This window comes from Pseudomonas fluorescens, assembly GCF_018614655.1.
Classification (GTDB): domain Bacteria; phylum Pseudomonadota; class Gammaproteobacteria; order Pseudomonadales; family Pseudomonadaceae; genus Aquipseudomonas; species Aquipseudomonas fluorescens_BX.
In genome coordinates, this window is the sequence record NZ_JAGGOG010000016.1 from 277960 (window position 1) to 303601 (window position 25642).

Sequence of the window (25642 nt, forward strand, 5' to 3'; positions counted from 1 at the left end):
AGCCAGCCCACCGGATACGAGAAGAGGTGCCCCATGAGTCTGCTGCTTGAACCCTATACCCTGCGCCAATTGACCCTGCTCAACCGCATTGCCGTGTCGCCGATGTGCCAGTACTCCAGCGCAGACGGCCTGGCCAATGACTGGCACCTGGTGCACCTCGGCAGTCGTGCCGTAGGCGGCGCCGGGCTGATTTTTACCGAAGCCACCGCGGTCACCGCCGATGGTCGTATCACCGCCCAAGACCTGGGATTGTGGAACGATGAACAGATCGAACCCTTGCAACGCATCACCCGTTTTATCAGCGCTCAGGGCGCCGTAGCGGGGATTCAATTGGCCCATGCCGGGCGCAAGGCCAGCACCCACCGGCCGTGGATCGGCGAGCACGGCAGCGTCAAGCCAGGCGACGGTGGCTGGGTGCCGGTCGGCCCGTCTCCGATTGCCTTCGACCCGCAGCACACGTCACCGAAACAATTGGACGAAGGCCAAATCCAGGCTGTGGTCGAGGCTTTTGTCGCGTCGGCCAAGCGTGCGTTGGTCGCTGGTTTCAAAGTCGTGGAAATTCACGCAGCCCATGGCTACCTGTTGCATCAATTTCTCTCGCCCCTGAGCAATCAGCGCCAGGACCAATATGGTGGCTCGTTCGAAAACCGCATCCGCCTGGTGCTGCAAGTGACCGAAGCGGTACGCGCGGTTTGGCCGCAAGAACTGCCGTTGTTTGTGCGACTCTCGGCCACCGACTGGGTGGAAGACGGCTGGAACCCGGATGAAACCGTCGAGCTGGCGCGCCGGTTGAAAGGGTTGGGTGTTGACCTGATCGACGTATCGTCCGGAGGCACCGCCGCCAATGCAGAAATCCCCATAGGCCCCGGCTATCAAACGCGCTTCGCCGAGCGTGTGCGCAAAGAGTCCGGGATAGCCACCGGTACTGTGGGAATGATTACCGAGCCGGCTCAAGCCGAGCACATCCTGCGCACCTGCCAGGCAGACATCATTTTCCTCGCCCGTGAGCTGTTGCGCGATCCCTACTGGCCGCTACACGCCGACGACGACCTCGGTGGACGCAAGGCGATCTGGCCGGCGCAGTATCAACGGGCGACACACCGGGATCAGCCGATTCATGAGTCGGATTTGCGGGACTGAAAGGCTGTTTGCTCCATCAGAACCCACCGCTGACAACGGTGGGTTTTTCTTACTCGTTGTCAGCGAAATCATGATCCTTGGCCATCCTGCGGCTGCCGCTTGTTCAAGCGGGCCGATCCGGAGCTGTATCGCCAGGAACCCGAGGATGTTCATCTGTGCCAGGTGCTCTCATGATGTTTGCGGGAAAAGGTTGTAGGTCGCTGCTGCTTAAGTGTTTTTTTAAGTGAATACTCTAAAAAAATCTCACACGTGCTTAGGAAAGTTTCTACGCTTGAAGTAAGACGGATTTCTGGCCCAGAGAGTCCGTCTGTTTATCCACGGAAGCATTGCGCTTCACGGGGAGGAAGTTATGGGCGCAAGGAGTCGATGTTTATTACACGGAGAAAGAGTCCATGGCCAAAACCTATGGTGTAGTGGGTGTTCTGACGCTTTTTCTGACCCGCAAGCTGTCGTTGCACGGTCGTTGGTTAAGTTCGGATGAGGCGCAATTACTGGAGCAGTACCGTGCTCTTACCGAAAACGATCAGGTGGCGATGCGGTATCTGATTGGGGCGATGAAGAGTATTTCGCGGTTCTGAAAAGGCGTTGATCGTTCCCACACGGTGGGAACGATCAACGTGCCTGTCAGGTGTATGTACGCTTGTCCGGTGCTGGTGGGAAGTACTGGTACAGCCAGGTTTCACTCAGGGTCCTGTCCTGGGTACGGATGAAGAGTCGCAGTTCCACGGGCTCCACGCTGTCACTGGTCGGGTACCAGTCGAAGAGGATTCGATAACCTTTGATGGCATCAAGTACCAGCACGCTGAAATCCTTCACTTCGCCATGGGAGCAGGTGACTACCGGCTCGATTCCTGTGCCTTCGGGCAAGCGGTCCAGGCCGCCACCGTTGAAGTCCACAGCAAAACGCCGCGCCCAGACCTTGGGGTAATGCTCCCCCGGCGCCCAACCCTCAGTGAAGCCGCCCATGCCTGAACGGGTGGCGTTGACCTGTGCAAGCGGTGTGCTGACCGGAGGCAGGGCACTCCAGTAAAGCTTATAGCCATAGTTCAGGGAGTCGCCGGCGGCCACGGGTGTTTTCGGGGTCCAGAAGGCCACGATGTTGTCCAGGGTTTCGCCGGTGGTAGGAATTTCCAGCAGGTCGATAGAGCCTTCGCCCCACGCAGTTGTCGGCTCTACCCACAGGCTTGGGCGTTTGCTGTACCAGTCAACGGTGTCCTGGTAGCTGGCGAACTCATGGTCGGTTTGCACCAGGCCGAAACCTTTCGGGTCTTTGTCGGCGAAGGCGTTGAACTGCAGGGTGGCCGGGTTGTTCAGCGGGCGGCAGATCCACTCGCCATTGCCACGCCACATCGCCAGGCGATCCGAATCGTGGATCTGCGGGTGGAGGGTGTCGCACATCCGCCGCTCATGGGTGCCACAACTGAACATGCTGGTCATCGGCGCGATGCCCAGTTGTTCGATCGCGGTGCGGGCATTGATGTAAGCGTCGATCCCCATGACCACTTGGTTGGCTTGGCAGTCGATATCGAAACGGTAGGCACCGGTGGCACTTGGCGAGTCCAGCAGGGCGTAGACCACGAAACGGGTGCTGTCCTTGTCCGGGGTCTCAAACCAGAACTGGGTGAAGTCGGGGAACTCCTCACGCTTTTTCGCATAGGTGTCGATCGCCAGGCCGCGGGCGGAAAGCCCGTACTGGCCGGTGGAGTCCACCGCACGGAAATAGCTGGCGCCGAGGAAGGACAGCACGTCATGACGATCCAGTTCCGGTGCCTTGAACAGCTTGAATCCGGAAAAGCCCAGGTCACCCTTGAGCTGTTGGGTGTCGACCGTGGTTTTTGCGTAGTTGAACAGTGACGGCCGGAAATGCACCTCGCGGGAGATGCGGGTCTTCGGGTCGACACTGTGCATGCGCACCGGTGTCTTGAAACCCATGCCGACGTGGAAGAACTGCACGTCCAACTGGCCGTTCAATTCCTTCCACAGCGAATGGTTGCCGTCGTAGCCGATAGCATTGAAATTCTGCGGGGTCATGTTGGCCAGGGTGGGAGGCAGCACCTGTTTGGTGTCCTGATATTGCTTGTTGGCCAGTTGCTTGGCCTGGGCCTTCAGCGCTTCGAAATCGAAGGCCAGGGCGTCGCCATCCGCGGCACGATTCCCCGCCCAAGCCTGGGCGGCCAGCAGGCCACTGGCCGACAGACCGGTATAAGCCGCGATGGCCATGGACGCTTTGAGCAAATTCCTGCGGTGCATAGATACAACCTATCGTGAGCAATCCCGCGCCGTTCCTGGCACGTGCTGGATCAGAGATAACGGTTCGGACATGCCTTCGGCCAAACGCAACGGACATTAAACAGATACCAAATAGCTTAAGCCGTTCGGTGCTGAAGGAAAAATGATTGATGGCGGGGTGATGGCCTCGTATGTGAAACAAGACGTGTCGGCTCAAACCTGACGCTACAAGAGTGGTGTTACATCTGGAAGTACTCTAGGCCACGAGTTTTTGGCACTTGGTTTTACGCTGGTGGCCTTATTAGTCCTGTACACCCAAGTTTCTGGAGGCTGTGATGAATACCCGTGGATTGCTTGATCAGTTGCTCAAGTCCGGCCAGGACATGTTGCAAAACAAGGCTGGTGGTCAGCGTAAAGGCGAGGACAAAGGCGCCCTGGGCGGTTTGCTTGGCGGCGGCGGACTGGGAAGCTTGCTCGGTGGTGCTGGCGGTGGCGCCTTGGCAGCCGGGGCCATGGGCCTGTTGCTGGGCAACAAAAAGGCCCGCAAGTTTGGCGGCAAGGCGCTGACTTACGGAGGACTGGCGGCGTTGGGGGTGATTGCCTACAAGGCCTATGGCAACTGGCAGGCGCAGCAGGCCAGTGCGCCACAAGGGGAGCCGCAAACCATTGATCGTTTGCCGGCGGCTCAGGTTGAGCAGCATAGCCAGGCGATTCTCAAAGCGTTGGTGGCGGCGGCCAAGGCTGATGGGCATGTAGATGAGCGGGAGCGGGCGTTGATCGAAGGCGAGTTTACCAAACTGGATAGCGATCAGGAGTTGCAGCAGTGGCTGCATGCTGAACTCAACAAGCCCTTGGATCCGACTGATGTGGCGCGGGCGGCGAGCACGCCGGAGATGGCGGCTGAGATGTATATCGCCAGTGTGATGCTGGTGGATGAGGAGAACTTCATGGAGAAGGCCTATCTGGATGAACTGGCTCGTCAGCTTAAGTTGGAGCCGGGGTTGAAGGTTGAGTTGGAGCGACAGGTGAGGGCGGTGGTGGTTTGAGGTTTGGTGTACATATCCATTTTTTGGTAACGGCCACTTATGGTTCCGCCCTGACGGCGGGTCACTTTGGAACAGCCCCAAAGTAACCAAAGGGCTCTTGCCCCACCACTTGGCACCTCGCTAGTGCTCGGTGTGCCTGAGCGTAGGCATTGCTCCGTGGGTCGCCGCAATGGGCCGTCCCTGGCCCAGTGCGGCTAAACCGGCGTCCTGCCGGTTTACCCACGGACCAATGCCTACGCTCAGCCAGCGTGGTTTAACGGGGCGCCTAAGATCAAAAACAAAGCGAGGCGGCCTAGTAGCCGACCTAGTATCTGAAGCGTATGCGTTTCCTCCTCACACCCTCGCGTAGCAGCTGTCGAGCCCCCAGCGAGGCTGCGTGCTCTTGATCTTGCTGTTGATCTGTTTTTGATCTTGATCTGAGGCGCCCCGTTAAACCACGCTGGCCGTAATCCTACATTGATTTGGGGGGTAAACCGGCAGGACGCCGGTTTAGCCGCCCTCGGCCATGGATGGCCGATGGCGGCGGCCCCTCAAATCAATGTTGGATTACGGGAACACCGAGCCTGGGCGAGGTGCCGAGTGGTGGGGCAAGAGCGTTTTGCTTACTTTGCCGCTTTTGCAAAGTGAGTCGCCGTAAGGGCGAAACCCTAAGCAGCCGTTACCGCAGCAACGGATATACACACCCAACAACCCGCCTCCCAAACCGCCCCGCCACAAGTCAATCCCCCTGCACCACAATCTTTTTGCGTTCCCTGAGTCCCACCCCACAACCCATTGATAGATGATGGCATTTGCTCAGCTATACTCCCCTCCATTTGATCGGCCCTCCGAGGAATTACTGTGAAGAACTGGACCTTGCGCCAAAGGATTTTGGCGAGCTTTGCGGTAATCATCGCCATCATGCTGCTGATGGTAGTGGTCTCGTATTCACGCCTGCTGAAGATCGAAGCCGGCGAAACATCCGTGCGCGACGACGCCGTACCGGGGGTGTTTTTCAGCTCGATGATCCGCAGCGCCTGGGTCGACAGTTACCTGCAAACCCAGGAACTGATCGGCCTGCATAAAAATCAGGGCATTTCAGACGCGGACAAACAGGACTACAAGACGTTTGAAGCCGATCTTGAACGGCACATGGCCAGTTACACGGCGACGATCAATATGGCGCAGGACCGGAGCGAGTTCGACGCCTTCGAAAAGCTGCACGAGAACTACAATCAGATCCTCACCCGGGTCCTGGACTTGCATCTGGCCAACAACAACGTCGATGCGATGAAGCTGTTCGACGAACAACTGACACCGGCCTGGACCGCAGGCCGCATGAAGCTCAACGACATCATCCAGGAGAACAAACAAGTGGCGGACAACGCCACCGCAGCCATTGACGATGCCGTGAACGCCGCGAAAATCAGCATGGGCGTCTCGTTGATCCTGGCGATACTTGCCGCCGGCCTGTGTGGCCTGCTGCTGATGCGCGCAATCATGGCGCCGATGAAACGCATCGTCGATATCCTCGACACCATGCGCACCGGCGATCTGAGCAAGCGCTTGAACCTGGAACGCAAGGACGAATTCGGTGCCGTGGAAACCGGCTTCAACGACATGATGACCGAGCTGACCTCCCTGGTGTCTCAGGCGCAGCGTTCATCAGTGCAGGTCACCACCTCGGTCACCGAGATTGCCGCGACTTCCAAGCAGCAACAGGCCACCGCCACCGAAACCGCCGCCACCACCACCGAGATCGGTGCCACGTCCCGGGAAATTGCTGCGACGTCCAAGGACCTGGTGCGCACCATGACCGAAGTGTCCACTGCTGCTGATCAGGCATCGGTCGCCGCCGGTTCCGGCCAGCAAGGCCTGGCCCGCATGGAAGAAACCATGAACTCGGTGATGGGGGCCGCCGACCTGGTGAATGCCAAGCTGGCGATCCTCAATGAGAAGGCCGGCAACATCAACCAAGTGGTGGTGACCATCGTCAAGGTCGCCGACCAGACCAACCTGCTGTCCCTCAACGCCGCGATCGAGGCCGAGAAGGCCGGTGAATACGGTCGTGGTTTTGCCGTGGTCGCGACTGAAGTACGGCGCCTGGCGGACCAGACAGCCGTGGCCACCTACGACATCGAGCAGATGGTTCGTGAGATCCAGTCGGCGGTGTCCGCCGGCGTGATGGGCATGGATAAATTCTCTGAAGAAGTGCGCCGCGGCATGTCTGAAGTGCAGCAAGTGGGCGAGCAACTGTCGCAGATCATTCATCAAGTCCAGGCCCTGGCGCCTCGTGTATTGATGGTCAACGAAGGCATGCAGGCCCAGGCCACCGGCGCCGAACAGATCAACCACGCTCTCGTGCAATTGGGCGATGCCAGCAGCCAGACGGTGGAGTCTCTGCGCCAAGCCAGTTTTGCCATTGATGAACTGAGCCAGGTCGCGGTTGGTCTGCGCAGTGGCGTGTCGCGTTTCAAAGTCTGATGAGCGACCTCGCGGCTAAACGCGGAGCCGTTACGGCAGCGAAAAAAGCGTTGTTCCTGGTGTTTCACATTGCCAGCGACCGTTATGCCCTCAAGGCCACCGAAGTGGCCGAGGTGCTGCCGCGTTTGCCATTGAAGCCCATTGCCCATGCGCCCGTCTGGGTGGCCGGGATATTTGCCCATCGTGGGGTGATGGTGCCGGTCATCGACCTCAATGCCCTGACCTTTGGTTCACCGGCCCAGGCCCGAACCAGTACACGGTTGGTGCTGGTCAACTATCGACCCGAGCCTTGGGTTGATGCGCGTTGGCTGGGACTGATCCTTGAGCAGGCCACCGATACCCTGCGTTGTGATCCGGCGGACTTTCAGCCCTATGGCCTGGATAATCGCCAGGCGCCGTACCTGGGTCCGGTACGTGAAGACGAGCGGGGTTTGATGCAGTGGATTGGGGTGGCCGACCTGCTGACGGCCGAGGTGCGGGCCGTGCTGTTTTCTGCCGACCTGACGCCTGAGGAGGGGTGATGAGCAGTGACCAACGCTTCTTCGACTTCCTTAAAGAACGCATCGGCCTGGATGTTGCCTCGGTGGGCGAAGCCATCATTGAGCGCGCCGTGCGCCAGCGTAGTCAGGCCTTGCAGGCGCTGACCGCGGATCAGTACTGGCTGCATTTGCAGGGCTCCCATAACGAACAGCAAGCGCTGATCGAAGCGGTAATCGTCCCTGAAACTTGGTTTTTCCGATACCCCGAATCTTTCGCCACCCTGGGCCGGCTGGCGCTGTCACGGCTGGCCGAGATCAAGCAGATGCGCGCGTTGCGCATTCTCAGCTTGCCGTGTTCTACCGGCGAGGAACCTTATTCGATTGCCATGGCCTTGCTCGATGCGGGGCTTGCCCCCCATCAGTTCAAGGTCCAGGGCATGGACGTCAGCCCTTTGTCGGTGGAGCGTGCCCGGCGTGGGGTGTATGGCAAGAATTCCTTTCGTGGCCAGGACATCGACTTTCGCGAGCGTCACTTCGTCGAGCAAAGCGATGGCCACCGCATTTCAGACCGGGTTCGTGAACAAGTGCGCTTGCAAGTGGGCAACTTGCTGGACCCGGCATTGCTGGCCAATGAGCCGACCTATGACTTCGTGTTTTGCCGCAACCTGTTGATCTACTTTGATCAGCCGACGCAGAAGCAAGTATTTGAAGTACTCAAAACCCTGACCCATGTCGACGGTGTGCTGTTTATCGGCCCTGCCGAGGGCAGCTTGCTGGGGCGTCTGGGTATGCGCTCGATTGGTGTGCCGCAGTCTTTTGCGTTCAGTCGGCATGTCGAGCCGGTACCTGAGCCGGTTTTTGTACCAATGCCGGCGCCGATACCTCAGCGCAGTGCGGCACCGATTCCGGTGAAGCCTCGGCCTTTCAGTTCATTCAGTGCACAGGTGGTGCCGATCAAGGCTGCGCCTGCGCATTCGGACGCTGCCGATTTACTCAGTCAGATCGCAATCCTGGCCAATGAAGGCAAAAGCCTCGAAGCCCGTGCCGCCTGCGAGAGTTACCTACAGAGCCATCCGCCGGCGGCCCAGGTGTTTTATTGGCTGGGCCTGCTCAGTGATGTGGCCGGCAGCGCCCTGGAAGCCCAGGGTTATTATCGAAAAGCCTTGTATCTGGAACCCCAGCACCCGCAGGCCTTGATGCATTTGGCCGCGTTGCTTGAGTCTCAGGGTGATGTGGCGGGAGCACGCCGCTTGCAGGCCCGTGCCGCCCGTAGCGAGCGAGCAGACAGTGAGCGTAAACGATGATTGATCCTGCATCCCTGGACCTCGGTATGGACCTGACCCTGGCCGACACTCAGGCCATCGACGACTGTTGGAACCGCATCGGTATCCACGGTGACAAGTCCTGCCCTTTGCTGGCTGAACACATTCATTGCCGTAATTGCTCGGTGTATTCCGCTGCCGCTACCCGTCTGCTCGACCGTTATGCCTTGCAGCAGGACGACCGTCGTCCGTTGGCTACGGTAGAGGCTGATGGCGATATCGTCACGCGCTCGTTGCTGATGTTTCGTCTCGGCGAAGAATGGTTGGGCATCGCCACCCGCTGCCTGGTGGAAGTGGCGCCGTTGCAGCCGATTCATTCCTTGCCTCACCAGCGCTCGCGGGCGCTGCTGGGGGTAGCCAATGTGCGTGGAGCCTTGGTGGCTTGCCTGTCGCTGGTGGAGTTGCTGGGCCTGGACGGCTCCGGCGGCGGCCCGAACGGTGGTCGGATCATGCCGCGCATGTTGATCATCGCGGCGCAAGACGGCCCAGTGGTGGTGCCGGTGGATGAGGTGGACGGCATCCATGCCATTGATGAACGCATCCTGAAGGCTGCGTCTGCGTCCGGTACGCAAGCCAGCGCCCGCTTTACCCAGGGTGTATTGCAGTTCAAAGGCCGCAGCCTGCGTTGGCTGGACGAAGAGCAATTGTTGTCCGCCGTGACCCGGAGTCTCACATGACCCCCGACCAGATGCGCGATGCGTCGCTGCTGGAACTGTTCAGCCTGGAAGCCGACGCCCAGACTCAGGTCCTCAGCGCCGGTCTGTTGGCCCTTGAACGCAACCCGACTCAGGCCGATCAGCTTGAAGCCTGCATGCGTGCCGCCCATTCCCTCAAGGGCGCAGCCCGGATAGTTGGCGTGGATGCTGGGGTCAGCGTGTCCCATGTCATGGAGGATTGCCTGGTCAGCGCCCAGGAAGGCCGGCTTTATTTGCAACCCGAACATATTGATGCGTTGCTGCAGGGCACTGACTTGCTGATGCGCATTGCCACCCCCGACAACACGGTGGGTCCGGCGGATATCGAGGCGTATGTGGCGTTGATGGAGCGTTTGCTCGATCCGTCGCAATTGAATGCCAAAGTCGCACCACCTGCAGCGCAACCAGAACCAGCACCCCCGCCGCTCGTCGAAGACCTGCCGCCGGAGCCGGAGCCCGCACCGCCGGTCAGCAGCGATGTACCGCGGCAGAGCAAGCGGATGACCGAAGGCGGCGAACGAGTATTGCGGGTCACCGCTGAACGCTTGAACAGCCTGCTGGACCTGTCCAGCAAATCCTTGGTGGAAACCCAGCGGCTCAAACCTTATCTTGCCAGCCTGCAACGCCTCAAACGCATCCAGAGCAACAGTGCTCGTGCGCTGGACAACCTCGATGGGCAGCTCAAGCTCGTGGAGCTGAGCCTGGAAGCCCAGGAAGCCCTGGCCGATACTCGCCGCCTGTTAAGTGAAGCGCAGGCGCTGCTGGCGGAAAAAACCGCCGAGCTGGATGAGTTTGGCTGGCAGGCGGGGCAGCGTGCCCAAGTGCTCTACGACACCGCGTTGGCCTGCCGCATGCGGCCCTTTGCTGATGTGCTGGCGGGGCAGGTGCGCATGGTCCGCGACCTGGGCCGTAGCCTGGGTAAGCAAGTGCGTCTGGAGATTGAAGGCGAAAAGACTCAGGTCGACCGCGATGTGCTGGAAAAACTCGAAGCGCCACTGACCCATCTATTACGCAATGCCGTTGACCACGGCATCGAAACGCCCGAGCAGCGTCTGCTGGCCGGCAAGCCGGCAGAAGGCCTGATTCGCCTGCGGGCCTCCCATCAGGCGGGTCTGCTGGTACTGGAGCTGAGTGATGACGGCAACGGTGTCGACCTTGAGCGTCTGCGGGCTACCATTGTCGAGCGCAATCTGTCGCCGCTGGAAACCGCCCTGCGCCTGAGTGAAGAAGAACTGCTGACGTTCCTGTTCTTGCCGGGCTTCAGCCTGCGGGACAAGGTCACCGAAGTCTCCGGGCGTGGCGTCGGCCTGGATGCGGTCCAGCATATGGTCCGCCAGTTGCGCGGTGCGGTGGTGTTGGAACAGACGGCGGGGCAGGGCAGTCGTTTCCATCTGGAAGTGCCACTGACCCTGTCGGTGGTGCGCAGCCTGGTGGTGGAAGTCGGGGAGGAGGCCTACGCGTTCCCCCTGGCCCATATCGAGCGCATGTGCGACCTGGAGCCCGATGACATCGTGCAAGTGGAAGGCCGCCAGCATTTCTGGCACGAAGGCCGGCATGTTGGCCTGGTGGCTGCCAGTCAGTTACTGCATCGGCCACCAGGGCAAAGCAATGAAGAGACCCTCAAGGTCGTGGTGATCCGCGAGCGCGAGGCGGTCTATGGCATCGCCGTGGAGCGCTTTGTCGGTGAGCGCACGTTGGTGGTGTTGCCGCTGGATGATCGCTTGGGCAAGGTCCAGGACATCTCCGCCGGCGCCTTGCTCGATGATGGCTCGGTGGTGTTGATCGTCGATGTCGAGGACATGCTGCGTTCGGTGGACAAATTGCTGAATACCGGTCGTCTGGAGCGCATTGCCCGGCGCAATCAGCATGTCGTCGAAGTAGTGCGCAAGCGTATTCTGGTGGTGGATGATTCGCTTACCGTGCGCGAGTTGCAGCGCAAGCTGTTGCTCAATCGTGGTTATGACGTGGCGGTTGCAGTGGATGGCATGGATGGCTGGAATGCTTTGCGTTCCGAAGACTTTGACTTGCTCATCACTGACATTGATATGCCTCGTATGGACGGTATCGAATTGGTCACACTCTTGCGCCGTGATACCCGTCTGCAGTCGTTGCCGGTGATGGTGGTCTCCTACAAAGATCGAGAAGAAGACCGGCGTCGTGGACTGGACGCGGGAGCCGACTATTATCTAGCCAAGGCTAGTTTCCATGACGATGCACTGCTGGATGCGGTGGTGGAGCTGATTGGAGGTGCCAGGGCATGAGGATCGCTATTGTCAATGACCTGCCCCTGGCCGTTGAGGCATTGCGCCGGGCCTTGAGCCTGGAGCCGGCCCATGAAGTGGTGTGGGTGGCCAGCAACGGCCTGGAAGCGGTGCAGCGTTGTGCCGAGTTGACGCCGGACCTGATCCTGATGGACCTGATCATGCCGGTGATGGATGGCGTGGAGGCTACCCGGCAAATCATGGCTGAGACACCGTGTGCGATTGTTATTGTCACCGTGGACCGTCAAGCCAATGTCAGCCGTGTCTTCGAAGCCATGGGCCACGGCGCTCTGGACGTGGTGGATACCCCGGCCCTGGGTGTGGGTGATGCCAAGGAAGCGGCGGCGCCGTTGTTGCGCAAAATCCTCAATATCGGTTGGCTGATTGGCCAGCGGGGCGCTCGTGTACGAGCTGAACCCGCGCCGCAGCGGGTCATGGGTAAGCGCCAGAGGCTGGTAGCCATTGGCTCTTCAGCCGGTGGTCCGGCCGCCCTGGAAGTGCTGCTCAAGGGCTTGCCGCGAGATTTTTCGGCGGCCATTGTGCTGGTGCAGCATGTGGATCAGGTTTTCGCCGCAGGCATGGCAGAGTGGCTGAGTAGTGCTTCGGGCCTGCCGGTACGCCTGGCTCGGGAAGGAGAGCCACCGCAAAGTGGCGTGGTGTTGCTGGCGGGCACCAATCATCATATTCGTCTGTTGAAGAACGGCACGCTGGCTTACACCGCCGAGCCGGTAAACGAGATCTACCGGCCGTCCATCGACGTGTTTTTCGAGAGTGTCGCCAGTTACTGGAGCGGCGATGCCGTCGGCGTATTGCTGACCGGCATGGGGCGCGACGGGGCTCAGGGGCTCAAACTGATGCGTCAGCAAGGCTACCTGACCATCGCCCAGGACCAGCAAAGCAGCGCGGTGTATGGCATGCCCAAAGCGGCAGCCTCGATCGACGCCGCTGTTGAAGTTCGCCCATTGGACAGAATTGCACCACGATTGCTGGAGATATTCGCAAAATGACCGATATAACTCGCGTCCTGGCCGGCAAAGCAGTAATTCAGGTGACCGCAAATGAATGATTTACAACTCGATGACTTCAAGACCGACGAGAACGCCGCCATGGTGTTGCTGGTCGACGATCAGGCGATGATCGGCGAAGCCGTGCGGCGAGGCCTGGCCCAAGAAGACAATATCGACTTCCACTTTTGTGCCGACCCGCATCAGGCCATTGCCCAGGCGATCCGCATCAAGCCGACGGTGATCCTGCAGGACCTGGTGATGCCGGGCCTGGACGGGCTGACCCTGGTACGCGAATACCGTAACCACCCGGCCACGCAGAATATTCCGATCATCGTGCTCTCGACCAAGGAAGACCCGCTGATCAAGAGCGCGGCGTTTGCTGCCGGGGCCAACGATTACCTGGTCAAACTGCCGGATAACATCGAGTTGGTGGCGCGGATTCGCTACCACTCCCGTTCCTACATGACGCTGTTGCAGCGGGATGCGGCGTATCGCGCATTGCGGGTCAGTCAGCAGCAGTTGCTCGATACCAACCTGGTATTGCAGCGGCTGATGAATTCCGACGGCCTGACCGGGCTGTCCAACCGTCGGCACTTTGACGAGTATCTGGAACTGGAATGGCGCCGCGCCATGCGTGACCAGACCCAGTTGTCGTTGCTGATGATCGACGTGGACTTCTTCAAGGCCTACAACGACAGTTTCGGCCACCTGGAAGGCGACGAGGCCTTGCGCAAAGTGGCCGCGACCATTCGCGATGCCAGCAGTCGTCCATCGGACTTGCCGGCCCGTTACGGTGGCGAAGAATTTGCCCTGGTACTGCCCAACACCTCACCGGGTGGTGCGCGGTTGGTGGCCGAGAAGCTGCGTCAGGCTGTAGCGGCCCTGAAAATCCCCCATATCACCCCGGCCGAAGGTGCGAGCCTGACCATCAGCATTGGCCTGTCGACCATGACGCCGCAATTGGGGACCGATTGCCGGCAGCTGATTTCGGCGGCGGACAAGGGGTTGTACCTGGCCAAGCATAATGGGCGTAATCAGGTGGGTATCGAATAGCCGAAACACTACAAAACCTTTGTAAGGCGTGCTCGCGATAGTTGTAGTAGCCGCTGCCGAGGTACGAGGCTGCGATGGGTTTGGTGCGGCACTCCGACGAAGCGGCCCCCGGGGGCGGTCCTGCGGACACGCATCGCAGCCTCGTACCTCGGCAGCGGCTACAACCGCACGGATCGCACTCAAACCTGCCTTTTCAGCCAAGCGGACTGCCGTTTCCAGCCGTTTGCCGTTATACTCGCCGGCTTTCAAAAGTTCGCCAACGAGTGCTGCCCGCCATGGAAATCAACCCGATCCTTAACAGTATCAAGGACCTGTCCGAGCGCTCCGAAACTATTCGGGGGTATCTTTGACTACGATCAAAAGCATGAGCGTCTGACCGAAGTCAATCGCGAGCTTGAAGATCCGAGTGTCTGGAACAACCCTGCCTACGCCCAGGAACTGGGGCGCGAGCGCTCCCTGCTGGCGCAGATCGTAGAAACCCTCGATGAGATGCACTCAGGCCTGGCCGATGCCAAGGACCTGCTACTGATGTCTGCCGAGGAAGAAGACCAGGGCGCCGTCGATGACGTGGCCGCTGAAGTCGAGCGCCTGCGCGAGGCCCTGGAAAAACTCGAATTCCGCCGTATGTTCAGCGGAGAGATGGATGCCAACAACGCCTACCTGGATATCCAGGCCGGTTCCGGTGGCACCGAGGCCCAGGACTGGGCCAACATCCTGCTGCGCATGTACCTGCGCTGGGCTGACAAGCGCGGTTTCGACGCGACCATCATGGAACTGTCCGCCGGTGAAGTCGCCGGGATCAAAGGCGCGACCGTGCACATCAAGGGTGAATACGCTTTTGGTTGGCTGCGTACCGAGATCGGTGTACACCGCCTGGTGCGCAAGAGTCCGTTCGACTCCGGCAACCGTCGCCACACCTCGTTCTCGGCTGTGTTCGTGTCGCCGGAAATCGATGACAACATCGAAATCGACATCAACCCGTCGGACCTGCGCATCGATACCTACCGCTCCTCGGGCGCCGGTGGCCAGCACGTAAACACCACCGACTCGGCCGTACGTATTACTCACGTGCCGTCCAACACGGTGGTCAGCTGCCAGAACGAACGTTCCCAGCATGCGAACAAAGACACCGCGATGAAAATGTTGCGGGCCCGTTTGTATGAGCAGGAAGTGCAGAAGCGCAATGCTGCGTCCCAGGCCCTGGAAGACACCAAGTCCGATATCGGCTGGGGTCATCAGATTCGCTCCTACGTGCTCGACGCGTCGCGAATCAAAGACCTGCGCACCAACATCGAACGCAGCGATTGCGATAAAGTCCTCGACGGCGATATCGACGAGTACCTGGTGGCCAGCCTGAAACAAGGCCTGTAACCGTCAGCCAAGACCTGAAGTCCCCTGCCTCCGGTGGGGGCAACGAACCTGTGATGGAATTTCAAAAGACATGAGCGACCAACAACTCGACCCGCAAGCCCTGCAACAGGAAGAAAACTCCCTGATCGCCCTGCGCAAGGAAAAGCTTGCTGCCGAGCGCGCCAAGGGTAATGCCTTCCCCAACGACTTCCGTCGCGACGCCTACTGCGAAGACTTGCAGAAACAGTACGCCGACAAGACCAAGGAAGAGCTGGCAGAAGCGGCGATCCCGGTCAAGGTGGCAGGTCGCATCATGCTCAACCGTGGCTCGTTCCTGGTGATCCAGGACATGTCCGGCCGCATCCAGGTCTACGTCAACCGTAAGACCTTGTCCGAAGAAACCCTGGCCGCGGTTAAAACCTGGGACCTGGGCGACATCATCGCAGCCGAAGGCACCCTGGCCCGCTCCGGCAAGGGTGACCTGTACGTTGAAATGACCAGCGTGCGCCTGCTGACCAAATCCCTGCGCCCGCTGCCGGACAAGCACCACGGTCTGTCCGACACCGAGCAGCGCTATCGCCAGCGTTACGTTGACCTGATCGTCAACGAAGACGTGCGCCACACCTTTCGCGTGCGTTCGCAAGTGATTGCCCACACCCGCGCCTTCCTGATGAAGCGTGACTTCCTGGAAGTGGAAACGCCGATGCTGCAAACCATCCCGGGTGGTGCCGCAGCCAAACCGTTCGAGACTCACCACAATGCGCTGGACATGGAAATGTTCCTGCGTATCGCGCCTGAGTTGTACCTCAAGCGCCTCGTGGTGGGCGGCTTCGAGAAAGTGTTCGAGATCAACCGCAACTTCCGTAACGAAGGCGTTTCGACTCGTCACAACCCAGAATTCACCATGTTGGAGTTCTACCAGGCCTACGCCGACTACGAAGACAACATGGACCTGACCGAGGAGCTGTTCCGCGAACTGGCAGAGCTGGTTCTGGGGACTACCGACGTGCCGTACGGCGACAAGGTGTTCCACTTCGGCGAGCCGTTCGTGCGCCTGTCGGTGTTCGATTCGATCCTCAAGTACAACCCTGAGCTGACTGCCGATGATCTGAACGACATCGACAAGGCCCGCGCCATTGCCAAGAAAGCCGGCGCCAAGGTGCTGGGCTTCGAAGGCCTGGGCAAATTGCAGGTGATGATTTTCGAAGAGCTGGTGGAGCACAAGCTGGAACAGCCGCACTTCATTACCCAGTACCCGTTCGAAGTCTCGCCGCTGGCCCGTCGCAACGATGACAACCCGAACGTCACCGACCGCTTCGAGCTGTTCATCGGTGGCCGTGAAATCGCCAACGCTTACTCCGAGCTTAACGACGCGGAAGACCAGGCCGAGCGCTTCATGGCCCAGGTGGCCGACAAGGACGCCGGCGACGACGAAGCCATGCACTACGATGCCGACTTCGTCCGCGCCCTGGAATACGGCATGCCGCCAACCGCCGGTGAAGGTATCGGCATCGACCGTCTGGTGATGCTGTTGACCAACTCACCGTCGATCCGTGACGTAATCTTGTTCCCGCACATGCGGCCACAAGCGTAACCGTAGCGAATCAAAAGCCGCCTTTTATAAGGCGGCTTTTTTGTGTGGCCTGAACAAGCGTCAAGCTTGCAGCGCAGGGCTTTAACCTCTTCCCAAGGATGTGTGTTGTGAACCGCGTATTGGCTAAAGAAGGCGCCGCCGGCATCGCCGCTGCCGTGGTTGAAAGTGTTCAATATCAGGGCCGCAAGGCCAGTCGGCAGGGCAGTGAGCAGCGCCGACAAGACATCCTCGATGCCGCTATGCGGATTGTCGTACGTGAGGGGGTGCGCGCCGTTCGGCATCGGGCGGTGGCGGCAGAGGCGGGAGTGCCGTTATCGGCCACCACCTATTACTTCAAGGACATCGATGACCTGCTCACCGACACCTTTGCCCAGTATGTGGAGCGTAGCGCGGCCTTCATGGGCAAGCTGTGGGTGCGCAACGAAGGCCTGTTGCGGGAAATGGTGGCCTATGGTGATGGCAGTGCGCAGTCACGTTCGCAGTTGGCCGATGACATTGCGCGGCTGACCGCTGATTACGTGCAGCGGCAATTGCTCAATCGTCGTGAGTATCTGATGGCCGAGCAGGCCTTTCGCCAGGAAGCCCTGTTGAACCCGCGGCTGGCGGATCTGGTACGTTCCCATGAGCAAATCCTGTTGCAGGGCACTTGCCAGTTTTTCCAGGTGTTGGGGTCTTGCGAGCCGCAACAGGATGCCAGGGTGTTGACGGCGATTATCGGTCGGATGGAATATCAGGGCCTACTTGGCGGGCCAGAGCCTCTGACGGGCGAAGAGATGCTTGAGATTCTCAAGCGTCACATGCATCTGGTGCTGGCTTCGGTGTAATGATCGCGCAAAAGGTACTACCGTTGAGACCATGCGCCACCGGCGCGTGGCTACATAACGTTTAAAGAGGGAGCACGGGTGGACGATTACCAGCAGACGATACGCACCTTGTCTGATCGCATTGTGCTGGCGCAAACACCGATTCGTGTCCTTGATGCGGTGAAGTGGGACGAAAATATTCGCAAAGGCTTCCTCAAGGCCAAGGGCAAGGAAATGCCGGCGGTGGACCGCGACTATTACCTCAATCGCCCCCTGTCGTTCGATTCCAGTGCGGTGAAACTGGAGTTTCAGAACATCGAGCGGGACATCACCCGTACCCTCGGCCAGTTCAGCCCCGTGGGGCAGATCATGCGGCGCATGTGCAGGGAATACCGCATGGTGGTGCGCATGCTCGAAGCCCGCGGCACGGCGGATTTCGGCCTGATTTCCCAGGAACTGTATGGCGCCGCCTCCGACGCGTTCCACGCCGGTGATCCAACCCTGGCCGACTTGGGCCTGATGCTCTCCGATTACCTGAACAACATTGATGGCCGTGGTGATCTCAAGGACGAAGCCAAGACCTTGACCGCCAAGGATGCCGTCAACCTGCTGCAAAGCCGACTGAACAAGGTGTTTGGCGAAGCGGAAGAAACCATCCGGGTGTTCGAGTCCGACGGCATTGTTGCCGACGCGGCGGCGGGGGCCGACTACATCAAGATTCGCGCCGACGCGATGTTCAACGACCGCGACGTGCGGGCCCTGGAAGTTCACGAAGGTCTGGTGCATGTGGGCACTACCCTCAATGGCCAGAACCAGCCAATCTGCACCTTTTTGTCGAAAGGGCCGCCGTCGTCCACCGTCACCCAGGAAGGCCTGGCGATCCTGATGGAGATCATCACCTTCGCCTCCTACCCCAGCCGGCTGCGTAAATTAACCAACCGTACCCGTGCTATTCACATGGTGGAGGAGGGTGCTGACTTCCTGCAGGTCTACGAATTCTTCCGCGAGCAGGGCTTTGAAATGGCTGAAAGCTACGGCAACGCCAGCCGGGTGTTTCGTGGCTCAGTGCCCAATGGCCTGCCGTTTACCAAGGATTTGTCCTACCTCAAGGGCTTTATCATGGTTTACAACTACATTCAGTTGGCCGTGCGCAAAGGCAAACTGGAGCAGGTGCCATTGCTGTTCTGTGGCAAGACCACCCTGGAGGACATGCGTACGTTGCGCCAGTTGGTGGACGAAGGTCTGGTGGTGCCGCCCAAATACTTGCCGGAACAGTTTCGCGATATGAATGCCCTGGCGGCGTGGATGTGTTTCTCGAACTTCCTCAATCATCTGAGCCTGGATCGGATCGAGGCGGATTACTCCAATATCCTTTAGCTGCACCCTGTTCCTGTAGCCGCTGGCGCAGCCTGCGATAAGGCCGAAGGCCTTCAGCGATGTCGATAACTTGCGCCTCTTCGAGGCGTTCGCAGGCTACAGGTTGATTTGCAAACCATTCACGAGGCTTCAACGGATGAGAATCCTCGGCATTCTTTGCCTGCTACTGATCTTGAGCGGCTGCAGCTCCTTGTTGTTCTACCCCGAACCGGGCCTGCCGTTCACGCCGGAACAAGCCCGGCTGCAATACCGCGACGTCACCCTGACCACCGCCGACGGCCTCAAACTTCATGCGTGGTGGCTGCCAGCCAAGGCCGGTGTGCCGATCAAAGGCACGGTGCTGCACCTGCATGGCAACGGCGGTAACCTGGCCTGGCACCTGGGCGGTAGCTGGTGGTTGCCGGAGCAGGGCTATCAAGTGTTGCTGCTGGACTATCGTGGCTACGGCCTGTCCGAAGGCAAACCTTCGTTGCCCGCGATCTATCAGGACCTGGACGCTGCTTTCAACTGGATCGACAAGGCCCCTGAAACCCAGGGCCAACCGCTGATCGTCCTCGGCCAAAGCCTGGGTGGTGCGCTAGCGGTGCATTACCTGGTAGAACATCCCGAACGCCAACGACAACTCAAGGCCATCGTCCTGGATGGCGTGCCGGCCAGTTATCGTGATGTAGGACAATTCGCCCTGAGTACTTCCTGGTTAACCTGGCCGTTCCAGGTGCCGTTGTCATGGCTGGTGCCGGACGCCGACAGCGCGATCAACGCCATGCCGCAGCTGACAGGCGTGCCGAAACTGCTGTTCCACAGTCTGGATGACCCGATCGTGCCGCTTTCCAACGGCATCCGGCTGTATCAGGCGGCGCCGCCGCCGAGAGTGTTGCAATTGACGAGGGGTGAGCACGTGCAAACATTTGCCGACAAGACCTGGCAAACCGTGATGCTGCGCTACCTCGACGACCCGCAGCATTTCAATGGCCTGCGCCGTCTGGGGGAAATCCCCAATTACCCGGTCGCCCCGAATTCCAAAGTTGAATCATCAGAGAGCCCGCAATGAGTGAAGAACGCAACATGATCCCCCTCATCCTCACAGGTATTGGCACCATCATCGGCACCGTGGGCTGCCTGTGGTACTACGGCTACCTGCACTTTGCCAAGCCCGAGGATGCGTTATTGCTCAGTGACTTCACCATGCTCAAGACCGTGCCAGGGGAGGATTACAAAATCTCCCTGGCGCCGGCGGCCCAGGTGGCGCAATGCGTCGATGGTGTTCTGGTGCTGTTTGATACCGAACAGAAAGGCCTGACCGGTGTGCTGGTGAATAACAAGAGGCAGGCTGTGCGGTGCATGGGGCAGGAAACGCCGCAGCTTGAGCAATAGCCACTTGGTGCGTACGAAAGATCACGGGCGCCATGAGGATGCTGACGCAGCATCAGGTCGGCTTATAGTTCAAGGTATGTCGGAGCGTAGAATCAGCGGAACCATTTTGAGTTGATTACCACAGATTTCGGACTGATCAGCAGCGCTGGTTCGGTTCAATCTGTTACTTAATTTGGAGTCAGTCATATGAGCATAGGTCCTGTTAATTCTTCGCCTTTCGTTGGCAACGCTGGAAATCAACAGTCTGGTGGTTCTCAGGGACTTCAGCAGGAAATTGATCAGCTTCAGAAGCAAATTCAACAAAAACAAGGCGGTCAAGAGTCTGGCGGATCCGAGGGCGGCGGTGGCGCTCAGGGGGCTGGCGGAGGCGAAGGCCTTGACGAGTTGCTCAAGAAACTCAAGGAGTTACTCGCTCAGCAAGAGGCACAAGGGTCTCAGGGGGGCCAACAAGGAGGAGAGGGCGACCAAGGCAGCGGTGGCCAAATTCAGGCGGTGCAGGAGAACAATAGTGCGCCGGTGAACTTTTAATTGAGTCACCCTCGAATTCAGGCGGATCTTCCTTGATCTGGTGCCGGCTTTAAGCAAAGAACCCCGCCAATTGGCGGGGTTCTTTTATTTCACATCAATCAGTTAGCCACTGACGAACGTGGCTTGACCGGCTGGTTGTCGTTGGAAATGGTCACTTCAACGCGACGGTTCATGGCTCGGCCGGAAACGCTGCCGTTATCGGCAACCGGATATTCCTTGCCATAGCCCTGGGTCACGATGCGCGAAATATCCACACCTTGTTGGGCCAGTGCGCGCTGTACGGAGGCCGCACGGCGTTCCGACAGGCTCTGGTTGTAGGAGTCGGAACCGGTGCTGTCGGTGTAGCCTTCGACAATCACTTTACGGTCCGGGTTGTCACGCAGAAACTGCCCCAGTTTGGTGATGTTCACCAGGCCACTGGATTTCAGGTCGGACTTGTTGGTGGCAAACAGCACGTCACCGAACGTCACCAGCGTACCGCGATCAGTCTGCTTGGCGTTCAAGCTGTTTTGCAGTTGCTTGATCTGCGCGTCACGGGCTTCGAGCAAGGCACGAGCACGTTCGTCGCCGGCGTTTTTCAGCTGGGCTTCGGAGGTACGCAGGGCGATGGTGTCCTTGGCGACTTCAACACGCTGGTTGGTCAGGTAGGCCAGTTGGTCGACTTTCTTCTCGTCATCGTTGTCGCGGTAGGCTTTGTCAGCCTTGTCCAGCCATTCGCTGGCGTCCTTGGTTTCCAGGGCTGCGACTTTGGTGGCTTGCGGGTTGGCTTGCAGGGCCGAGAAGTTGGTCCGTGCGTTTTCCAGGTTCGCGTTCGGCGGGGTGGAGCAGGCCGCCAGGGCAACGCTCATCGCCAGCAGGGCAGGGATCATCAATTGTTTGCGCATAATGGTGTCGTCCTTTCAATTCGATTTCGGGTGCAATGCAATCAGAGGTCAGTGACTTACTGCGAGATAGCAGCCGGACGCATACCTTCGTGACGCAGCTCCTGAACAGCTTTCTGGGAATCCTTCACGGCGTGCTCAGCCTTGGCAGCCTGAGCTTTACGCTCGGCGACGCGAGCATCCCACTCGGCTTGTTCGGCCAGGCGACGGGCGTCGTCATACTTCTTGTCGTGCATGGCGATTTCGGCTTGCTTGAGCTTGTCCTGGGCCGATTTCATTTCCACGGCTGCAAACTCGGTACCGCCGGCGCTGACCGCGCTGTTCACCGCTGACTGGGTCACGGCGTATTGCTCGGTCGGCGGGTTACCGGCGCAACCGGCCAAAATGAAGCTGGTACCGATTGCCAACGCGGCCAATTTGAGCCCGCGCAGGTGGTTAAACGAGGATTTGGCAGTGCTGGTCTTCATGGTCATCAACTCCATTGGGTAACTCCTCAAAAACATCAAAATCCATCGCTGGTTTGCTGTGTGTACAGGGTCTGGCGGTAAGTTCCGGGACGCCTTTCAAACGGCTGTTCCAAGTGATGGCTTACTGGCTGTGACCCGAGGCTTTTTTGAATAGTTCAGAGAAGATGGCGCTTTGCCTAAATATTTTTTTGACTGAATAGTCAGTGTTTAAAAGTTTGAACTTTCGTCAGGCACAGAGGTATTGCGGACCTCTGAGAGGCCCGTAATACATAGGGTGGTGGGTTTTTAGCGGTTGTTTATCAGTGTTTCTGATTATCAGGTTGAGCTGACAAATCGTGTAAGTAACGTCGTGACAAAGTGAGAAAGCGCGGTGTAGGACCGACGTCTTCGTACAGCGGATCGCCTTCTTCATCCGTGGCAATCACATGCTGGCCCTTGATGTAAGGGAAGCTGGTTTCCAACTCTTCGAGGGCGGCGCCAATCAGTTCTCCGAGCAGCGCTTCGGTGTGGCGTTTGGGGTACATCTCGCAGAGCGCTGCGAGCCTGGCGGCGGCTTCCACATTCAGATGGATGGCGTATTCGGTTTTGGTCAGGCGACCCTTGGCGTTTTCTTCCCAATGCTGGGCCAGTTCTCGGATTTTCATGGCAACCTCGATAAGCTCAGGTAAGCGGGCAGTCCTGCGGACCGCATCGCAGCCTCGTGCCTCGGCAGCGGCTACAGTTGAGACTAGCTGCAAGCCACAAGGTTTAAAGTCAATTCTCCTGGTCCTTGTAAGAAGCCGGCGCGGGCGGCACTCTTGAGGATCAAAGCGTCCCGGATTTCTGGCTGGAGATTGGCTGATGAGCGATATCGATGCACGTTTGCGTGAAGATGTTCACCTGCTGGGTGAACTGCTGGGCAACACGATTCGAGAACAGTATGGCGATGAGTTTCTCGACAAGATCGAGCAGATTCGTAAAGGTGCCAAGGCCGATCGACGGGGTGCAGCATCGGAACAGGCCGCCGGCGAAGAGCTGAGTGCCAGCCTCAATCAGCTCAAGGAAGACGAACTGCTGCCAGTGGCGCGGGCTTTCAACCAGTTCCTCAACCTGGCCAACATCGCCGAGCAATACCAGTTGATCCACCGTCGCGACGAGTCGACGCCTGCACCCTTCGAGTCACGGGTATTGCCCGAACTGCTGGCGCGTTTGCAGAGTGAGGGTCACAGCAGCGAATCCCTGGCTCGCCAGTTGGGCCGTCTGGAAATCGAGCTGGTCCTGACTGCCCACCCGACTGAAGTCGCCCGCCGCACCCTGATCCAGAAATACGATGCCATTGCCGCGCAATTGGCCTTGCAGGATCACCGCGACCTGACTACCGCCGAGCGCGAACAGATCCGCCAACGCCTGCAACGCTTGATCGCCGAAGCCTGGCACACCGAAGAAATCCGCCGCACGCGGCCGACACCCGTAGATGAAGCCAAATGGGGCTTTGCGGTGATCGAGCATTCCCTGTGGCACGCCATCCCCAATTATCTGCGCAAGGCTGACCTCGCCTTGCACGCTGCCACAGGCCTGCATTTGCCCCTGGAAGCAGCGCCAATTCGCTTCGCTTCATGGATGGGCGGCGACCGTGATGGCAATCCGAATGTGACTGCGCCGGTTACCCGTGAAGTGCTGCTGCTGGCCCGCTGGATGGCCGCCGACCTGTACTTGCGCGATATCGATCACCTAGCCTCTGAACTGTCGATGCAACAGGCCAGCCCTGAGTTGCAGGCCAGGGTCGGCGACAGCGTTGAACCTTACCGGGCGCTGCTCAAACAACTGCGCGAGCGCCTGCGTGCCACCCGTCAATGGGCTCACACTTCGTTGGCCGGCAGCACCCCTCCGCCCGCCGAGGTCCTGCAAAACAACCGCGACCTGCTGGAGCCGCTGGAGCTGTGTTACCAGTCCCTGCATGCCTGCGGCATGGGGGTGATTGCTGACGGCCCACTGCTTGATTGCTTACGGCGTGCGGTGACCTTTGGCCTGTTTCTGGTGCGCCTGGATGTGCGTCAGGACTCCAGCCGCCATTGTGCGGCCATGACTGAAATCACTGACTACCTGGGCCTGGGCCGCTACGAGGATTGGGATGAGGAGGCACGCATCAGCTTTCTGATGCGCGAACTGGCCAATCGACGGCCGCTGTTGCCGGCCTATTTCAAACCGTCCGCCGACACCGCTGAAGTACTCAACACCTGCAAGGAAATAGCCGCCGCGCCGGCAGCGTCGCTGGGGTCTTATGTGATCTCCATGGCCGGTGCCGCCTCCGATGTATTGGCGGTGCAATTGCTGCTCAAGGAGTCCGGTGTGCAGCGGCCGATGCGTGTGGTGCCATTGTTCGAAACCCTCGCTGACCTGGACAACGCTGGCCCGGTGATCGAGCGTCTGTTGCTGCTGCCGGGCTATCGCTCGCGGTTGCAAGGGCCACAGGAAGTGATGATCGGCTACTCCGACTCGGCCAAGGACGCAGGCACTACGGCGGCGGCCTGGGCACAATACCGAGCCCAGGAGCGGCTGGTGGACATCTGCCGTGAACAGCAGGTGGAACTGTTGTTGTTCCATGGCCGCGGCGGCACCGTTGGACGCGGCGGCGGCCCAGCCCACGCGGCGATTCTGTCGCAGCCGCCGGGTTCGGTTGCCGGGCGTTTCCGCACCACTGAACAAGGTGAAATGATCCGTTTCAAATTTGGCCTGCCGGACATCGCCGAGCAGAACCTCAACCTGTACCTGGCGGCGGTTCTGGAGGCGACCTTGTTGCCACCGCCGCCGCCTGAACCCGCATGGCGTGACTTGATGGATGAATTGGCGGCCGATGGTGTCAGTGCCTATCGCGCGGTGGTGCGGGAAAATCCGCAGTTCGTCGAGTATTTCCGCCAGTCCACCCCCGAACAGGAACTGGGCCGCTTGCCTTTGGGCAGCCGGCCAGCCAAGCGCCGCGCCGGCGGGATCGAAAGCTTGCGGGCGATCCCGTGGATTTTCGGTTGGACCCAGACCCGCCTGATGCTGCCAGCCTGGCTCGGCTGGGAAGCGGCCTTGAGCAAAGCTCTGGAGCGTGGTGAAGGCGAGTTGCTGGAGCAGATGCGTGAGCAGTGGCCGTTCTTCCGTACCCGCATCGATATGCTGGAAATGGTCCTGGCCAAGGCCGACGCCGATATTGCCCGGCTCTATGACGAACGGCTGGTGCAACCTGATCTGCTGCCACTGGGTGTGCACTTACGCGACCTATTGTCGCAGGCATGCAGTGTGGTGCTCGGCCTGACCGGCCAGTCGCAACTGCTGGCGCATAGTCCGGACACTCTGGAGTTCATACGCCTGCGCAACACTTACCTCGACCCACTGCACCTTTTGCAGGCGGAACTGTTGGCACGTTCCCGACAGCAGGACGCGGCGCAGGATAGCCCTCTGGAACAGGCGTTGCTGGTGTCCGTGGCGGGGATTGCCGCCGGTTTGCGTAACACGGGCTGACAATTCCGAAGGGTTCTCAAGGGCTTGCAGATAAAGCCGAGCGTTGCCTCGAAAGGGGCGGCGCGGGGTTTTATCACCGGGTTGCGC

22 protein-coding genes are annotated in these 25642 nt (G+C 59.4%); 18 read left to right on the top strand and 4 right to left on the bottom strand.

All coding sequences use genetic code 11. The annotated features are described in order from the left end of the window. The first annotated feature begins 33 nt into the window (after window positions 1-33). Window positions 34-1140 carry an NADH:flavin oxidoreductase/NADH oxidase gene (locus J7E41_RS17255; RefSeq protein ID WP_214994585.1) on the top strand — a complete coding sequence of 369 codons (1107 nt, stop codon included), beginning with the start codon at window positions 34-36 and terminating at the stop codon, window positions 1138-1140. A gap of 392 nt (window positions 1141-1532) precedes the next feature. Next, window positions 1533-1718, top strand: coding sequence for a hypothetical protein (locus J7E41_RS17260; protein WP_214994587.1), 186 nt, complete (start codon window positions 1533-1535; stop codon window positions 1716-1718). Window positions 1719-1764: 46 nt separating this feature from the next. Here the strand turns inward: J7E41_RS17260 and J7E41_RS17265 are convergent, their stop codons facing one another. Beyond that, entirely contained in the window at window positions 1765-3390 is a 1626-nt protein-coding gene (locus J7E41_RS17265) for a glucan biosynthesis protein D (protein WP_214994589.1), read from the bottom strand. 314 nt (window positions 3391-3704) lie between these two features. Here J7E41_RS17265 and J7E41_RS17270 point away from each other — a divergent pair, with 314 nt between their 5' ends. The 15 genes from J7E41_RS17270 to J7E41_RS17340 all read left to right on the top strand — a co-directional run bounded on the left by J7E41_RS17270 (window position 3705) and on the right by J7E41_RS17340 (window position 20721). After that, a complete protein-coding gene (locus J7E41_RS17270) occupies window positions 3705-4415 on the top strand; it encodes a tellurite resistance TerB family protein (protein ID WP_214994591.1) in 711 nt (236 codons plus the stop codon). Between the two features lie 840 nt (window positions 4416-5255). Beyond that, window positions 5256-6878 (top strand): methyl-accepting chemotaxis protein, encoded by a 1623-nt coding sequence (locus J7E41_RS17275; RefSeq protein WP_214994593.1) that lies wholly within the window; start codon window positions 5256-5258, stop codon window positions 6876-6878. Then, complete coding sequence (locus J7E41_RS17280) at window positions 6878-7399, top strand: chemotaxis protein CheW (RefSeq protein ID WP_214994595.1); 522 nt, start codon at window positions 6878-6880, stop codon at window positions 7397-7399. The genes J7E41_RS17275 and J7E41_RS17280 overlap by 1 nt, the downstream gene beginning before the upstream one ends. Further along, on the top strand, window positions 7399-8661 hold the full coding sequence (locus J7E41_RS17285) for a CheR family methyltransferase (protein WP_214994597.1): 1263 nt from the start codon (window positions 7399-7401) through the stop codon (window positions 8659-8661). The genes J7E41_RS17280 and J7E41_RS17285 overlap by 1 nt, the downstream gene beginning before the upstream one ends. Further along, the gene (locus J7E41_RS17290; RefSeq protein WP_214994598.1) at window positions 8658-9356 is read left to right on the top strand and encodes a chemotaxis protein CheW; all 699 of its coding nucleotides are present in this window, start codon (window positions 8658-8660) and stop codon (window positions 9354-9356) included. Before J7E41_RS17285 ends, J7E41_RS17290 begins: the two co-directional genes overlap by 4 nt. Further along, window positions 9353-11635, top strand: a complete 2283-nt coding sequence (locus tag J7E41_RS17295; protein ID WP_214994599.1) for a hybrid sensor histidine kinase/response regulator — start codon at window positions 9353-9355, stop codon at window positions 11633-11635. Before J7E41_RS17290 ends, J7E41_RS17295 begins: the two co-directional genes overlap by 4 nt. Further along, window positions 11632-12642, top strand: a complete 1011-nt coding sequence (locus tag J7E41_RS17300; protein ID WP_214994600.1) for a chemotaxis response regulator protein-glutamate methylesterase — start codon at window positions 11632-11634, stop codon at window positions 12640-12642. Before J7E41_RS17295 ends, J7E41_RS17300 begins: the two co-directional genes overlap by 4 nt. 51 nt (window positions 12643-12693) lie before the next feature. After that, complete coding sequence (locus J7E41_RS17305) at window positions 12694-13695, top strand: response regulator (protein WP_214994601.1); 1002 nt, start codon at window positions 12694-12696, stop codon at window positions 13693-13695. Window positions 13696-13970: 275 nt separating this feature from the next. Then, window positions 13971-15066, top strand: a protein-coding gene (gene prfB, locus J7E41_RS17310; protein ID WP_155581655.1) for a peptide chain release factor 2 whose coding sequence is annotated in 2 segments (ribosomal slippage) — window positions 13971-14042 and window positions 14044-15066 — 1095 coding nt in all. Because the reading frame shifts where the segments join, the coding sequence is not laid out codon by codon here. Between the two features lie 70 nt (window positions 15067-15136). Continuing rightward, the gene (gene lysS / locus J7E41_RS17315) at window positions 15137-16639 is read left to right on the top strand and encodes a lysine--tRNA ligase (protein WP_214994602.1); all 1503 of its coding nucleotides are present in this window, start codon (window positions 15137-15139) and stop codon (window positions 16637-16639) included. 107 nt (window positions 16640-16746) lie between these two features. After that, a complete protein-coding gene (locus tag J7E41_RS17320; protein WP_214994603.1) occupies window positions 16747-17463 on the top strand; it encodes a TetR/AcrR family transcriptional regulator in 717 nt (238 codons plus the stop codon). Window positions 17464-17541: 78 nt separating this feature from the next. Then, window positions 17542-18819: a flavohemoglobin expression-modulating QEGLA motif protein gene (locus J7E41_RS17325; protein WP_169353161.1), complete on the top strand. Its 1278-nt coding sequence runs from the start codon at window positions 17542-17544 to the stop codon at window positions 18817-18819. Window positions 18820-18955: 136 nt separating this feature from the next. Beyond that, a complete protein-coding gene (locus J7E41_RS17330; RefSeq protein ID WP_214994605.1) occupies window positions 18956-19870 on the top strand; it encodes an alpha/beta hydrolase in 915 nt (304 codons plus the stop codon). Continuing rightward, window positions 19867-20193, top strand: coding sequence for a hypothetical protein (locus J7E41_RS17335; RefSeq protein WP_214994607.1), 327 nt, complete (start codon window positions 19867-19869; stop codon window positions 20191-20193). Before J7E41_RS17330 ends, J7E41_RS17335 begins: the two co-directional genes overlap by 4 nt. Before the next feature lie 186 nt (window positions 20194-20379). Continuing rightward, window positions 20380-20721: a hypothetical protein gene (locus J7E41_RS17340; RefSeq protein ID WP_214994609.1), complete on the top strand. Its 342-nt coding sequence runs from the start codon at window positions 20380-20382 to the stop codon at window positions 20719-20721. A gap of 98 nt (window positions 20722-20819) precedes the next feature. Here the strand turns inward: J7E41_RS17340 and J7E41_RS17345 are convergent, their stop codons facing one another. From J7E41_RS17345 to J7E41_RS17355, 3 genes are all read right to left on the bottom strand, one after another. After that, window positions 20820-21605 carry an OmpA family protein gene (locus tag J7E41_RS17345; protein ID WP_214994610.1) on the bottom strand — a complete coding sequence of 262 codons (786 nt, stop codon included), beginning with the start codon at window positions 21603-21605 and terminating at the stop codon, window positions 20820-20822. 56 nt (window positions 21606-21661) lie between these two features. Then, window positions 21662-22084: a DUF4398 domain-containing protein gene (locus J7E41_RS17350; protein ID WP_214994611.1), complete on the bottom strand. Its 423-nt coding sequence runs from the start codon at window positions 22082-22084 to the stop codon at window positions 21662-21664. Between the two features lie 284 nt (window positions 22085-22368). Then, the gene (locus J7E41_RS17355) at window positions 22369-22713 is read right to left on the bottom strand and encodes a pilin assembly protein (RefSeq protein WP_214994612.1); all 345 of its coding nucleotides are present in this window, start codon (window positions 22711-22713) and stop codon (window positions 22369-22371) included. A 196-nt stretch (window positions 22714-22909) separates the two neighbouring features. Here J7E41_RS17355 and ppc point away from each other — a divergent pair, with 196 nt between their 5' ends. Beyond that, window positions 22910-25555: a phosphoenolpyruvate carboxylase gene (gene ppc, locus J7E41_RS17360; RefSeq protein WP_214994613.1), complete on the top strand. Its 2646-nt coding sequence runs from the start codon at window positions 22910-22912 to the stop codon at window positions 25553-25555. The last annotated feature ends 87 nt before the right edge of the window (window positions 25556-25642 follow it).

What these genes read in the sequence shown, in the direction of transcription:
- J7E41_RS17355 (WP_214994612.1), bottom strand. Translation starts at nt 22,713, where the DNA reads ATGAAAATCCGAGAACTGGCCCAGCATTGGGAAGAAAACGCCAAGGGT.
- J7E41_RS17305 (WP_214994601.1), top strand. Translation starts at nt 12,694, where the DNA reads ATGAATGATTTACAACTCGATGACTTCAAGACCGACGAGAACGCCGCC.
- J7E41_RS17295 (WP_214994599.1), top strand. Translation starts at nt 9,353, where the DNA reads ATGACCCCCGACCAGATGCGCGATGCGTCGCTGCTGGAACTGTTCAGC.
- J7E41_RS17290 (WP_214994598.1), top strand. Translation starts at nt 8,658, where the DNA reads ATGATTGATCCTGCATCCCTGGACCTCGGTATGGACCTGACCCTGGCC.
- J7E41_RS17255 (WP_214994585.1), top strand. Translation starts at nt 34, where the DNA reads ATGAGTCTGCTGCTTGAACCCTATACCCTGCGCCAATTGACCCTGCTC.
- ppc (WP_214994613.1), top strand. Translation starts at nt 22,910, where the DNA reads ATGAGCGATATCGATGCACGTTTGCGTGAAGATGTTCACCTGCTGGGT.
- J7E41_RS17300 (WP_214994600.1), top strand. Translation starts at nt 11,632, where the DNA reads ATGAGGATCGCTATTGTCAATGACCTGCCCCTGGCCGTTGAGGCATTG.
- J7E41_RS17265 (WP_214994589.1), bottom strand. Translation starts at nt 3,390, where the DNA reads ATGCACCGCAGGAATTTGCTCAAAGCGTCCATGGCCATCGCGGCTTAT.
- J7E41_RS17285 (WP_214994597.1), top strand. Translation starts at nt 7,399, where the DNA reads ATGAGCAGTGACCAACGCTTCTTCGACTTCCTTAAAGAACGCATCGGC.
- J7E41_RS17335 (WP_214994607.1), top strand. Translation starts at nt 19,867, where the DNA reads ATGAGTGAAGAACGCAACATGATCCCCCTCATCCTCACAGGTATTGGC.
- J7E41_RS17270 (WP_214994591.1), top strand. Translation starts at nt 3,705, where the DNA reads ATGAATACCCGTGGATTGCTTGATCAGTTGCTCAAGTCCGGCCAGGAC.
- J7E41_RS17345 (WP_214994610.1), bottom strand. Translation starts at nt 21,605, where the DNA reads ATGCGCAAACAATTGATGATCCCTGCCCTGCTGGCGATGAGCGTTGCC.
- J7E41_RS17280 (WP_214994595.1), top strand. Translation starts at nt 6,878, where the DNA reads ATGAGCGACCTCGCGGCTAAACGCGGAGCCGTTACGGCAGCGAAAAAA.
- J7E41_RS17340 (WP_214994609.1), top strand. Translation starts at nt 20,380, where the DNA reads ATGAGCATAGGTCCTGTTAATTCTTCGCCTTTCGTTGGCAACGCTGGA.
- lysS (WP_214994602.1), top strand. Translation starts at nt 15,137, where the DNA reads ATGAGCGACCAACAACTCGACCCGCAAGCCCTGCAACAGGAAGAAAAC.
- J7E41_RS17350 (WP_214994611.1), bottom strand. Translation starts at nt 22,084, where the DNA reads ATGGAGTTGATGACCATGAAGACCAGCACTGCCAAATCCTCGTTTAAC.
- J7E41_RS17260 (WP_214994587.1), top strand. Translation starts at nt 1,533, where the DNA reads ATGGCCAAAACCTATGGTGTAGTGGGTGTTCTGACGCTTTTTCTGACC.
- J7E41_RS17330 (WP_214994605.1), top strand. Translation starts at nt 18,956, where the DNA reads ATGAGAATCCTCGGCATTCTTTGCCTGCTACTGATCTTGAGCGGCTGC.